Here is a 13,352-nt window from a genome sequence, read left to right as displayed (position 1 = left end):
CTATAATCTATCCTCTATTAAAAATTCACTTTTAACGACGTGAAAATATTACGTCCCATTCTCGGGATATTTCCCCAATCGGCATACGTGCTGTAATATTCATTTAATAAATTCTCAGCTCCAATTTGTATCGTGCTTTTTACTTTATTGATTTTAAAAGAATAATCAGCAGAAATATTCCAGATTGTATAAGCTCCAGTTAAATCTTCTCCATATTCTGGACTGTAATTAATTTGTTCGAAATCGCCATTAACAGAAGTCTGGATTCCGAAATTTTTATACATATAATGCAATGAAGTCAGATAACTTAACGGACGGATGAATGGCAGATTTCCTCCTTTATCATCCATTCCGCGCGCATACGTCAGCGTTCCTTTCCAATGCAGATGCTCCAAAATATCGTAACTTACATTGGCAGACATATTTAAAAGCGTGGCGTAATCTAAAGATGTATAGCCTTTTACCCCAACCGACTGATAATTCATCGGACTTCCCAGACTTAAGATTTTACCAATAATATAATTCTGAATGTAGAAATAGTTTATTTTTCCTTGAATGCTTAATCTTTCGTTTTTAAACCCAGCACTTGCATTTCCTTCATACGAAATTTCATTTTTTAAATTCGGATCTCCGATATAATCGTAACGGTCAAAACTATTATAGATGTAATAACCGTAACCCTCAGAAACAGAAGGCGCTCTATGGCCGTAACCAGTTCCAACAGAAAAATTAAATTGATCGATATTTAGGTTGTAAGCCGCATTAAGACTTGGCAGAAATCTCGTTTTTTCTTGAGGCGCGCCTGGATGAAAAATCCAGTTGAATTCTACATATTTAGAATAATTGTAATTGACTCCCAAAGAACCGCCCAAATTGATCTGACTTCTTTCTGAAATATCCCAAGAATTATTCATAGAAAGTCCCGCAAAACGTGTTGTAACCCAAGGCCAGCTATAGGCAAACATGGTTCTTTCGCTTCGATCTTGCGGATACATGCGCATTTCTGCAATAGAAAGATTATCGTAAGCATTTAACTGAATTTCAGAAGAGTAATCATTCTTTTTCAAATTCGCTTTCGAAACCAAACCATAAGTGGTGCTCCAGCCCGGCATATCCATGTGAACCAAGTTTTCTGGACGAGTGGTATCGTCCATATAATGCTCAATAGTATTGAAATACACTTTGGTATCAACCACTCTTACCAATCCTTCTTCAAACAATTGCTTGTAAGCCGCTGAAGTAATTAATGCGCGAGAAAGCCACAAATCCATTGGCAAGGCAGGATATCCCACATTTTTTGCCATATCAAAAATCGCATCTAATCTTAACGAAGACAATTCACTGGTTTTATACGCCAATCCCAAGGAAGTATTGAATTTATTGTATTGCGAATGTTTTACTTCGTCGTTATTTCCATCAGAATAATTATCGGCTGTTCGGTATGAAATGCTTCCGTCAGCAACAAATTTAGTTCCTGAATAAGAGACATTTCCTAAATTGAAAAACTGCTTATTATTAAACTCAAATCCCGTTTGGTAAGCGCCATTCCATCTTTTTTGAAGTCCGAACTGTGTGCTTTTTCTTTTTAAATCGATGCTTCCTGCAATGGTTGATCCATGCAAACTTCCCTCCTGACCTGATTTAATATCAATTGAAGCCAAATTATTGCTTTCCACATAAGACGTAATCGGATCCATTTTATCGGTACAAGCGCCAAAAACATGCATTCCGTCAATTGTAACTGTCGAACGTTCGGTACTCATATTATTCAATAAAGGTTCCCAAGCATAAGCACCACGTTTTATAAAACTGATATTGTCTGACGAAGACAAAAATTCATCAACCGAAACTGCCATTTTCATCTCGGTTTCAATTTTCTTTTTAGTGGCACTTTTTACCGTTACTTCTTCTAATTTTTTTATGCTATCGTGATGTGCGTGCTGATTTTGAGCTGTAACTGAAATTCCCAAGAAAAGCAGCATTATAATATATTTCATGTTTTTAGAATAAAGTATCAATATACAGTTCACTTTTCACACCTTCTACACCAGGCGTATGATCCGTCGGAACTATGGTTCCTTTTACGATCAAACCGTTTTGGTTCATCATAATGAAGTTCAATGTCCAGTTTCCGGTCATCGTATAATTCACAACACCATGATACAAGCCGTCAGTTTCCTGAGTCAAATCTTTATTATTTGGTGAAGAGTGATTTCCCATTGAAGGCTCAGGCATTCTCGGATCTAATTTTAATGTATAGCCCGCAACTTCCGAATAAGAAAACTGCGACGGATCTGGAAAAGTTCCAGCAGGAGTTGTTGGCTTATTGTACTTGTAAATGCCAGCAACCAGCGCATTTTCTGAAACGGTAGGTTTTTGAGGCGAAACCAATGCAATTACGTATTGTTCTCCATCATTTCCTGCAAAAGCAGTCATATTGAGGTTTTTATTGCTTTGTTTTTCGACAGTAACATCTTTATTGATCTCATATTTCTGATTATCAGCCGTAAAGCTAATGTACAATTTCCAGCTCGCTGTAGTGGTGCTTTCTCCTGTAAAAACAGAGTAGCCGCTATAGTATTTATTTGTAGCATCATAAGCAACATTATACTCATGCGGACAGGAACTTTTGCTTCCGTCTGCATTGCTTAATATTGGCAAAAAAGTTACAGAAGCTGTCGTTAATTCTTGATTGTTTTGAGTATTAGTAATTTTCAGACGAAGCTCATTGTAGCCTTTATAAAATGCTCCGTTTAAAGCTTCTATACTAATTTTATAATTTCCGCTTGTAAGCGAAGTTGCTTCTTTAAATTCGTAGCTTTCAGGAACTTCAGAACCCGTTTCTGCTTCGTAATCTGTTTTATCAATTGTACAGGAAGTAACCGCGAATAACAGTGCGATTATCCAAAAATTAAAAGATTTCATTTGATGAATGTTATAAAAAAACGTTTACAATATGACATTAAGCCATAATTTTTTGAATAGCAAAAAGGCCAAATGCTGTTAAAATTAGCCAAGAAATGGCAACGTAAATGAAGATTGCATAAAGCAATTTTCTTCACTTACAAAAAGAAGATCAAAATCAGTTCCAAAAAATAATTTACTTCATATCGATACTAAGCCAAGATTTTAAATCTGAGCAAGCAAATAGAACATTCGAAATTCAGATTCAAATTCAAAATTGGAATTTGGAATTTAATTTTGGAATTTAAAAGCTAAAGTTGATCCCTAAACAGTATAGAGCGGAGGATGAAAAGTAAGAGAAGAAGCCCCGATTGGTTTCTTTTCGAACAAAATAGAATCGTTATCTTTTGATTCGATAACTGGAATTACGTTAAGATTAATTTCTGCAGTGTTTTGCACATAAACAAGCTCTATTTTATCTTTTAAGCTGTCCTGCATTTTTCTTTCGTTATCAGAATATTTTTTAATGCTTTTTTGAAGTTCACATCGGCCATTACAGCTATTAAAAGCCTGTTTACGCTGAACGCAAATGGTTTGAGCAATTTCTTTCTGATTGATTTTAAAAGAAGCATAAACGAACAAGCTGCCAAAAGATGGCGACAGTATTAAAATAGAAAGTGCTATAATGATTAACCTTTTCAATGCTTGTTCAAATAGTTTGCTGGCAAAAGTACATACTATTTTGTATTTATTTTAACTAAACTTCATTTTTATTTAATAAAAAGCCAAATCCAATTTTAGGAGCAAAAAGCGAATTACTCATAAATTAACGAAATATCGTAAGTAAAATTAACGCGTTTTTCAACAATGCCTTTAAAATAAAGACACTGCAAATAAGGCATGCTAATTGGCAATAGTTATGGCATTCAAATAACCATATAAAGAATGCTAAAATATGAAAACAATAAAACAGTCATTTTCGAGTCGAGATCCAGCAATCAACTGGGCACAAGAAAAAACAAACTTCTATAGAAAGACTTTGATAAACAAAAATTTTAAGTCGATTATCACTTCTTAACCTAGATTAATCGACAGAAGTTTATTTCCGTAATAAGTTTGCATCAGAAACCTAACAACGATAAGTAAACAATAATTTATCTGTTAAAAGTTTAAACATAATTACACATTATTCAAATATTTCAATATAAAATTAATCCTAAAATCAAAAAATCATGAGCACATTTACAGTAAAAGACGGAACACAAATTTATTACAAAGATTGGGGAACAGGACAGCCAATTGTTTTTCACCACGGATGGCCTTTATCAAGTGACGATTGGGATGCACAAATGATGTTTTTCCTTCAAAAAGGCTACAGAGTTATCGCACACGACCGTCGCGGACATGGACGTTCTAGCCAAGCTTCTGAAGGCAATAACATGGAAACTTACGCATCTGATATCGCTGAATTAGCAGAGGCTTTAGATTTAAAAAATGCGATTCACGTAGGGCACTCCACTGGGGGCGGTGAAGTAATTCGTTACGCTGCAAAATACGGAAAAGGACGCGTTGCAAAAGCGGTTATCATTAGCGCTGTACCGCCAATAATGGTTCAAAACGAATCTAATCCTGAAGGTGTGCCGTTGTCAGTTTTTGACGAAATCAGAAAAGGAACTGCTGCTAACAGAGCGCAATTTTTCTACGATTTCCCTATTGCATTCTACGGATGGAACCGTGAAGGACAAGAAGTTCAAGAAGGGATCAAACAAAATTGGTGGCGTCAAGGAATGATGGGTTCTGTATTATCGCACTATGAAGGAATTAAAGCATTCTCTGAAACCGATTTTAGAGAAGATTTAAAGAGTTTAGATATTCCCGTTTTGGTTTTACATGGAGAAGACGACCAAATTGTTCCTTACAATCAAGCACCAAAATCAGCTGCATTACTTAAAAACGGAAAATTGATTTCGTACCCAGGATTCTCTCACGGTATGCCGACAATTAATGCTGAAACGATCAACAACGATATTTTAGATTTCATAAAATAATCAATAATCACTGCCTGTAAAGGTTGTTTACAGGCAGTTTTAATCCTCTTCAATTATGAGTTATTTTCAGCAACCCTCTTTTGATACCGTTGTAGAAGCTTTGCAATGGCTGAGCACACAAGGTTTTACAGAAAACTTTAATCTGGACAGCAACTGCATTCGTTACAACAACAACACGCAGAGCATGTCACCAGAAGAATTCAAGATTGAATATTTATTCCGATTTGAAGGCGATACGAATCCTGGAGATGAAGATATTGTTTACGGAATTAAATCTGAAATCTACAATCTAAAAGGTGTTTTAACAAGCGCTTTCGGAATTTATGCCGACACTGTTTCTGCCGAAATGATTAAGAAACTTTCTACCCATTAATTTCAAACTCCTTAATAAAATTACGATATATCGTTAGTAATTTTTCGTTCCCTAGAACCTAAAATAGTGTTCTGCAGCAAATTAAAAATATGGCATTTTATTAGCCAAAAACCAATTTATAAATTTTAAAAACAAATAATATGAAACCATCAGCAAATTTATTATCACCAGATAATCACGCATTAGTATTAATCGATTTTGAAGGACAAATGGCCTTTGCAACACACAACATTCCATTAAGCGAATTACGTACCAATGTGGCAATTGTAGCTGGAGCATCAAAAATCTTTGATGTAGCAACAGTTGTAACTACTGTGGCTGAAGAAAGCTTCTCTGGACCAGTTTTTCCTGAAGTTGAAGAATTTTATCCAATCGCTACTTCTGGATATATTGACAGAACTTCAATGAATACTTGGGAAGATGAAAATGCTTATAAAGCAATTGTAGCAAAAAATAAGAAAAAAATTGTTCTTGCTGGACTTTGGACTGGTGTATGTATTGTTGGCCCAGCTTTATCGGCAATCGAAGAAGGTTACGAAGTTTACATTATTACAGATGCATGCGGTGATGTAAGCGTTGAAGCTCACGAACGTTCTGTACAAAGAATGATTCAAGCCGGAGCAATTCCAATTACTTCTATTCAATATTTATTAGAACTTCAGAGAGATTGGGCACGCGAAGCAACTTACGGTCCTGTAACTTCTTTAATGAAGAAATATGGTGGTTCTTATGGTCTAGGAATTCACTATGCGCACAACATGTTGAAACACTAAATCAATTTCAAAATTCAATTTCAATTTCAATTTCAATGTCAAACCTCAAACTTGAAACTTGAAACCTGAAACTTGAAACAAATAAAACAAAAATCTTCTAAGCCTTCATTATTTTGGAATCAACAAAATCCATATCAAACGCCAAAATACTTTTTCTTTTCCTCTTTTTTGGAACCTTTGCGTCGGCTCAAAATTTTAAGCTGATGCGTTATGATGAAAATTATGAATTTTTAAAAGACTCGAATAGAAACTTTTACGGACGATTAAAATTCATTCCGTTAAATCAAGAAAAAGATTTTTACATGTCAGTTGGCGGCGAAGCTCGATATGAATATGTTTATTTCAATAATGAAGACTGGGGAAGATTTGATACTGGCAGCAACAATTTTATATTGCAGCGCTATGATCTTCATGCTGATATTCATCTCGGAAAAAATTTCAGAGTCTTTGCACAGCTTAGAAGCGCATTGCAAGATGGAATATTCAACGGAACGATAGGTACAGATCAAGATCAGCTGAATGTGCAAAATCTTTTTTTGGATCTGAATGTATATCAAAAAGAAGATAAAAAAATAATCATCAGAGCTGGAAGACAAGAACTTGACTACGGTTCTGGACGATTAATTTCTGTACAGGAAGGGCGAAATGACCGATTGTATTTTACTGGAGGAAAAATAATGTATGCGTCTGAAAGGCTTTACATCGATGCTTTTGCTATGATGCAGGATGTTGTGAATTCGGGTGTTTTTGATAATAAAATGTCCAAACAGCTGAATCTCTGGGGAGGTTATTCTAAAATAATTATTCCAAAAGCAGGAAATCTTGATTTGTATTATCTCGGAATACGAAGAGATCGATCTGTTTTTGAAGAAGGAATTGCTCCGGAAAGAAGACATACTATTGGCACAAGATTCTGGAAATACGGAGGCGGTTTTATTTACAATCTAGAAGCAGCCTACCAATTTGGCACTTTTGGTTCGGGAAATATAAATGCTTGGACAGGTTCTATAGACGTTGGATATATGTTTGAAAATACCAAATTTAAACCTACGATAAATCTTAGAAACGATTATATCTCGGGAGATAAGACTCAAAGCGACGGCGATTTGCAGACCTTTAATCCGCTTTTTCCTAAAGGAGGTTATTTTGGGTTTAATCCACAAATTGGGCCAGTCAACTTGATTGATATTCATCCTTATGCCACGATGGATCTGCTTTCGAACTTACAGCTGCAGCTTGATGTAGTTTTCAATTGGCGTTATTCACTCCAAGACGGTGTTTACAGGCCAGGCGGAAGCCTAAATCGTTTAGGAAGCATGTCAGACAAACGATACATTGGAACAGCTTATTTGGCTAGTTTATCCTACAATATCAATAAATATATATCCATTTCAAACGGGTTTCAGTATTTCAAAACTGGCGCCTTTATCAACGATATTACTCCGAATGCTAAAGACGGTATTTTCTTTAATGTCCAACTCGGGTTCAAATTTTAAAACAAAAAAATTAATTTTTAACACATAGAAACATAGCTTTTAGGAGTGAATAAAAGGCGTTTCTCTTGTAATAATACACATAGTATCAACAGTAATCAACTTTGTCAAAGTTTAAAACTTTGACAAAGTTCTCGCAAAACTTTTCAGATAGGACTATGTGTTAGAAACTAGTTTCTTTCTTTATCCTTTATCAAAATAAAGAAAATCTATGTTTCTATGTGTTTAAATAAAATTCAAAATAATACAACTAAACCCTTAGCAATGAAAACAAACACATCAAAATACAGATTGAGATATTCGTATCTGATGCTTTTAATTATAACATTTGCAGGCTCGCTTAGTAACAATGCTTTTGCACAAACAGCTTCAATTGGTTCGACTACAACTTGGGGGAAAGTAGACGGAATTGCAGTAAACGGATTGGTTCAGGGACCATCTGCAGCAGAAGCTGACTTACAAGTTGCCTGCGTTTTTGAATATACAGAAGGTGACATTACCAACCCTCCTGCCCAGCCTGCCAACCTTAACGGAATGGTACATTTAGACGACGCGCTAAAAGGCATTATTACTGAACTGCGCAAAAGCGGCAAATTTACAGGTCATTCACTTGAAACTTTATTGATTACGCCTCCAAAAGGCACTTTAGCATCCAAAAAATTATTATTAATCGGATTGGGAGATCGTACCAAATTTTCTCCTGATTTAATGATCAGTGTTGGAAGCACAGCCATGCGCGAAGCTCTACGTTTAGACGTTTCCAATTATTCTTTTGCAAGCGATATTAAAGATGCAGGAATTGATTCTCCAACAGCTTTGGTTGCCGAAAATGTGGTTTTAGGTTCTTTTGAAGCGTATAGAACGGAAACATATCTACAAGATAAAAAATTAGCCACACACAAACCTTTAAAGAAAATAATCTTATTGGCTGGCCCTGCTTATTATACGGTTGCAGGAGAAGGAATTAAGCAAGCAATTGCAAAGTTGAATACTAAATAAACAATGGAATTATGAAAGCAGATTTAATTTTATTTAATGGAAAAATCCATAGTTTCAATGCAGAAACGCCAAATGTGACAGCAGTTGCAATTAAAGACGGGAAATTTATTGCAGTTGGAAACGACAGCGACATCATGACTTTTGCTGCTGAAGAAACCAAAATCATTGATCTTCAAAATAAAAGAGTTGTTCCGGGGATTAATGATTCGCATATTCACCTTATTCGAGGCGGATTAAACTATAACTTAGAATTGCGTTGGGATGGTGTTCCTTCTCTGGCAGATGCACTTCGAATGCTAAAAGAGCAAGTTGATCGCACTCCAAATCCGCAATGGGTTCGTGTCGTGGGCGGCTGGACAGAATTTCAGTTTGCCGAACGCAGAATGCCAACTCTAGAAGAAATCAATGCCATTGCGCCTGATACTCCTGTTTTTATTTTGCACTTGTACGACAGAGCACTTATGAACAGAGCAGCTTTAAGAGCAGTTGGTTACAACAAAAATACGCCTGCGCCTCCAGGAGGACATATCGAACGCGATTCAAATGGAGAACCAACAGGATTGATTATTGCGACTCCAAATGCGATGATTTTGTATTCGACTTTAGCAAAAGGTCCAACGCTTTCTTACGAACATCAGATTAATTCGACTCGACATTTTATGAAAGAATTGAACCGTTTCGGAATCACAAGTGTTATTGATGCGGGAGGCGGATTTCAGAATTTTCCAGACGATTATAAAGTCGTGAATGAACTGAATGAAAAGAAGCAATTGACGGTAAGAATTGCCTACAATCTTTTTACTCAGAAACCAAAACACGAGTTTGAAGATTTCTCGGATTGGATTGATACAGTAAAATTATATCAGGGAAATGATATGTACCGTCATAACGGAGCGGGTGAAATGCTTGTTTTCTCTGCTGCCGATTTTGAAGATTTCCTTCAGCCAAGACCAGATCTTCCTGAAAATATGGAAGCCGAACTAGAAAAAGTCGTTCGCCTTTTAGTAGAAAATCGTTGGCCTTTCAGACTTCATGCCACTTATAACGAAAGTATTACAAGATTTTTGAATGTTTTCGAAAAAATCAATCAAGACGTTCCGTTCAACGGATTGCCGTGGATTTTTGATCATGCTGAAACAATAGACGAAAGAAATATTGAACGCGTAAAAGCGCTAGGTGGCGGAATCGCTGTACAAAGCAGAATGGCGTATCAAGGTGAATATTTCACCGATCGTTACGGAGCAAAAGCAGCTGAAAATACACCGCCAATCAAGAAAATGATTGAAATGGAAGTTCCAGTTGGTGCGGGTTCTGATGCCACACGTGTGAGCAGTTACAATCCATGGGTTTCTATGTATTGGATGACCGCTGGAAAAACCGTTGGAGGTTTGCAATTGTATAATGAGACGAGATTGAACAGACAAACTGCTTTAGAATTGTACACTAGAGGAAGCGCTTGGTTTTCGCAAGAGCAGAATAAAAAAGGAGATATTAAAGTTGGAATGTTTGCTGATTTAGTAGTTTTAGACCGCGATTATTTTACAATCGATGACGAAGACATCAAAAAAATTGAAGCTGATTTAACTATTGTCGACGGAAAAATTGTGTATGCTAATGGAGATTTTTCTTCGTTCTCACCTCCTCATATTCCGATTTTACCAGATTGGTCGCCAACCAATATTTACAACGGATATCCAGTAAGAAGCGGTTTGCAGAGCGCGATTGAAAAAAATGCAAAAGCAGATGCAAAACCTAAACTGACTTCGCAGATTCACAGTTGCAGCGGAAGTTGTGATGTTCACTTACACAATCACGATGCGGCGCGAATGAGCAATGTTCCAGTAAACAATTATAATGCATTCTGGGGCGCTTTAGGCTGTTCTTGCTTTGCTTTCTAAATTTCAAAAAAATGATCGAAATTATAAAACAAATCCTCCATTCTGATTTAGGAACAGCATTCAACAATGCAGCGCTTTTAGTCTTTAGAGTGCTACTGGCTGTCGAACTTTTCAGAGTTCATGGAATGAAAAAATTCAGAGTCGAAAACGGACAGAAAGAACACGTTCCGAATCCGTTGCACTTGCCTGAAAAACTAAACGGTCTGGTAGCAACATTTTCAGATACTGTAATTCCGTTTTTCATTATTCTCGGAATCGGGACAAGACTTGCGGTTCTCCCAACAATTGGTGTAACGGCAGTTGGCTATTTTGTGGTTCACAGAAACGATTCGCTCGAAGTGCGCGACATACCTTATATGTACACTTTATCGCTGTTATTACTTCTTGCGCTTGGCGCAGGAACATATTCGCTCGATTATTATTTGCTAGAATTATTAAACAATTAATTTTTTAAACACATAGAAACATTCCCGATAGCTATCGGGATTAAAAACGCATAAAAGGCGTTTCACTTGCATAAATACAAATAGAGATTGCCACTTTGTCAAAGTTTAAAAGTTTGACAAAGTTTTCGCAAAGAACTACACAAAGGACTATGTGTTAGAAACTAGTTTCTTTTTGTATCCTTTTTTAAAAGCAAAGAAATCTCTGTTTCTATGTGTTTCATTTATTTAAAATTACCATAAAAAATTAAATATTAAACCCAAATTAAAAATGAAAACAAACATCGGAATCAAACAAGAAAACATCTCAAAAATTGCCGCTATTTTGGCTAAAGTTCTTGCAGACGAATTTGTACTTTATACCAAAACAAAAAGAGCGCACTGGAACGTTGAAGGCCCAGATTTTTATAACAAACACCTTTTCTTTGAACAGCAATACGACGCCATTGACGAGATTGTAGATACTGTTGCAGAAAGAATCAGATCTTTAGGTCATTACACGCCAGCAACGTTAAAAGATTTTCTTGCTCTGACACATCTTACAGAAGAATTACAAGAGAAAAACGACAGCAATGGCTTTATCAAAGAATTGCTTATAGATCACGAAAGCATCATTATTTATTTGAGAGAAAATATCAATCTTATTGCCAACGACTTGCAAGATGCAGGAACAAGCGATTTTATTACAGGATTAGTAGAAAATCATGAAAAAATGGCGTGGATGCTTCGCGCACATTTAAACTAAAAACAAATTATGGAAATTCAACAAAAAAATATTTGGTACGTAACCCTGCTTCTAACCATGATCGCAGGGTATTGCGATACCGTCACTTTTGTCGCTGCTGATTCGATATTTTCGGCACACGTAACGGGTAACTTTATCGTATTTGCTTATCAAATTGTCAAAGGTTCAGATATACATGCGTGGGTAAAACTGCTTACTTTTCCCATTTTTATCATCGCGGTAATTACAGGAGGAAGAATAGCGCAAAAGGCTACTAATCGTTATACCATTTTGTTTTGGGAAGGTGTTTTATTGGTTTTAAGCGGTATTGCATCATACGTTTTTGGTTATTTACAAAACTTCGAAGAATGGACAATGTATACTGTTGCCATGACAACGGTTTTTGCAATGGGACTTCAGAATGCTTTTGGAAAGCTTTACGCTAAAGAAACCCACGGCCCAACAACGATGATGACAGGAAATGTAACTCAGGCTTCTCTAGATTTGGGCAATCTGCTAAAAAACGGACTTAAAGATGCTGAAGTATTTTTAAGTTTTAAAAAACAGCTGGTTACCTTAATCGGATTTTTGGCAGGATGTTTTCTTGGAGCTGTTGCCGGAAAGTTCTTCGGATTAGGAACTTTAATCGTGCCTGGAGCCGCCATGATTATTTGCTACTTATATCACAGAGAAAGCTAGAAAAATGCTCATTTTTGGATTGCAGATTTATGATACTATAAAATCTTAAAAAAATGACCTTCATCCCTATTCTATCCATCAAAAAATACTTTCGTGCCTTATGCATAATGGGTTTGCTTTTGCTTGGAAATACGGGTATGGGTCAGAAAAATCAAAATCTGCTTTCTCCAAAAATAACGGCTTCAGAAAATGACGCTCAACAAACAGCGCTGTACCAAAATATTTTAGTTGGATTTCTCTTTCTATTGCTTTTGTACAGCGCTTTTAGATTAAAAAAGAAGAAAAACGAAGAAATAGACATTCAGCGCCATCAGATTCTGGAGTTAAACGAACTTAACAAAAAACTGCTCACAGAAAAAGAATGGCTTCTCAGAGAAATTCATCATCGAGTAAAAAACAACCTTCAGATTGTCATAAGTTTATTAAATGCGCAATCGGCTTATTTGCATAACGAAGATGCATTAATGGCCATAAAAAACAGCCAGCACAGAATGCATGCAATGTCACTCATTCATCAGAAATTATATCAATCTGATAATCTGGCGAATATTAATATGGATTGGTATGTGCACGAATTAATCAATTGCATGAAAGATTGTTTTCGAACAGCCGAAAAAATTAATTTTATTTTAGAAGTAGAAAAAACCTATCTCGATGTTGCTCAAGCTATTCCCATCGGATTGATTATAAATGAAGCCGTAAGCAATGCCATAAAATATGCTTTTCCCGACGATCGAAAAGGAAAAATAAGCATTGTTCTTAAAAACATCGGCGAAAAAAACTATAAACTTCAGATTTCTGATAATGGAATTGGGCTTTCGAAAAAGTTTGAAAATATCGAAAGGAATTCACTCGGCATGAATTTAATAATAGGATTAACCGACCAGATTGACGGCATTTTTGATATAAAAAATGATCAAGGATTAAAAATCACTATTACCTTTACAAGAAAAACGGAGTTTGAAGAAACGATAGAAAACTCTTAAATGATATCATTA

The 13,352-nt window shown here is 35.9% G+C and carries 14 protein-coding genes; 11 read left to right on the top strand and 3 right to left on the bottom strand.

The features are described from left to right. Positions 1-17: 17 nt before the first annotated feature. The 3 genes from EG814_RS19505 to EG814_RS19495 form a co-directional block, all read right to left on the bottom strand. Positions 18-1,997, bottom strand: coding sequence for a TonB-dependent receptor plug domain-containing protein (locus EG814_RS19505; protein ID WP_125723554.1), 1,980 nt, complete (start codon positions 1,995-1,997; stop codon positions 18-20). A gap of 4 nt (positions 1,998-2,001) precedes the next feature. Next, positions 2,002-2,925 carry a hypothetical protein gene (locus EG814_RS19500; RefSeq protein ID WP_125723553.1) on the bottom strand — a complete coding sequence of 308 codons (924 nt, stop codon included), beginning with the start codon at positions 2,923-2,925 and terminating at the stop codon, positions 2,002-2,004. A 303-nt stretch (positions 2,926-3,228) separates the two neighbouring features. Further along, positions 3,229-3,606 carry a hypothetical protein gene (locus tag EG814_RS19495; RefSeq protein ID WP_164515350.1) on the bottom strand — a complete coding sequence of 126 codons (378 nt, stop codon included), beginning with the start codon at positions 3,604-3,606 and terminating at the stop codon, positions 3,229-3,231. Between the two features lie 253 nt (positions 3,607-3,859). Between EG814_RS19495 and EG814_RS21285 the strand changes: the two genes are divergently transcribed. The 11 genes from EG814_RS21285 to EG814_RS19445 all read left to right on the top strand — a co-directional run bounded on the left by EG814_RS21285 (position 3,860) and on the right by EG814_RS19445 (position 13,340). Continuing rightward, the gene (locus tag EG814_RS21285; RefSeq protein ID WP_262700916.1) at positions 3,860-3,982 is read left to right on the top strand and encodes a hypothetical protein; all 123 of its coding nucleotides are present in this window, start codon (positions 3,860-3,862) and stop codon (positions 3,980-3,982) included. 154 nt (positions 3,983-4,136) lie between these two features. Further along, the gene (locus EG814_RS19490) at positions 4,137-4,952 is read left to right on the top strand and encodes an alpha/beta fold hydrolase (protein ID WP_125723551.1); all 816 of its coding nucleotides are present in this window, start codon (positions 4,137-4,139) and stop codon (positions 4,950-4,952) included. A 55-nt stretch (positions 4,953-5,007) separates the two neighbouring features. Next, entirely contained in the window at positions 5,008-5,325 is a 318-nt protein-coding gene (locus EG814_RS19485) for a phosphoribosylpyrophosphate synthetase (RefSeq protein WP_125723550.1), read from the top strand. Between the two features lie 140 nt (positions 5,326-5,465). Beyond that, a complete protein-coding gene (locus EG814_RS19480; protein WP_125723549.1) occupies positions 5,466-6,098 on the top strand; it encodes a hydrolase in 633 nt (210 codons plus the stop codon). A gap of 203 nt (positions 6,099-6,301) precedes the next feature. Next, positions 6,302-7,594: an alginate export family protein gene (locus EG814_RS19475; protein WP_125723548.1), complete on the top strand. Its 1,293-nt coding sequence runs from the start codon at positions 6,302-6,304 to the stop codon at positions 7,592-7,594. Positions 7,595-7,855: 261 nt separating this feature from the next. Next, positions 7,856-8,590 (top strand): M17 family peptidase N-terminal domain-containing protein, encoded by a 735-nt coding sequence (locus tag EG814_RS19470; protein ID WP_125723547.1) that lies wholly within the window; start codon positions 7,856-7,858, stop codon positions 8,588-8,590. 11 nt (positions 8,591-8,601) lie between these two features. Then, positions 8,602-10,488, top strand: a complete 1,887-nt coding sequence (locus EG814_RS19465) for an amidohydrolase (protein ID WP_125723546.1) — start codon at positions 8,602-8,604, stop codon at positions 10,486-10,488. A gap of 11 nt (positions 10,489-10,499) precedes the next feature. Beyond that, positions 10,500-10,934 (top strand): DoxX family protein, encoded by a 435-nt coding sequence (locus EG814_RS19460; protein ID WP_125723545.1) that lies wholly within the window; start codon positions 10,500-10,502, stop codon positions 10,932-10,934. A gap of 268 nt (positions 10,935-11,202) precedes the next feature. Next, on the top strand, positions 11,203-11,676 hold the full coding sequence (locus EG814_RS19455) for a Dps family protein (RefSeq protein ID WP_125723544.1): 474 nt from the start codon (positions 11,203-11,205) through the stop codon (positions 11,674-11,676). A 9-nt stretch (positions 11,677-11,685) separates the two neighbouring features. Further along, entirely contained in the window at positions 11,686-12,354 is a 669-nt protein-coding gene (locus tag EG814_RS19450) for a YoaK family protein (protein WP_125723543.1), read from the top strand. A 53-nt stretch (positions 12,355-12,407) separates the two neighbouring features. After that, the gene (locus tag EG814_RS19445; RefSeq protein ID WP_125723542.1) at positions 12,408-13,340 is read left to right on the top strand and encodes a sensor histidine kinase; all 933 of its coding nucleotides are present in this window, start codon (positions 12,408-12,410) and stop codon (positions 13,338-13,340) included. Positions 13,341-13,352: the final 12 nt, after the last annotated feature.

It is taken from the genome of Flavobacterium ustbae, from assembly GCF_003946915.1.
GTDB classification, from domain to species: Bacteria; Bacteroidota; Bacteroidia; order Flavobacteriales; family Flavobacteriaceae; genus Flavobacterium; species Flavobacterium ustbae.
Note: the sequence above shows the minus strand (reverse complement) of the source record. Positions and strands in the feature narration are given on the sequence as shown.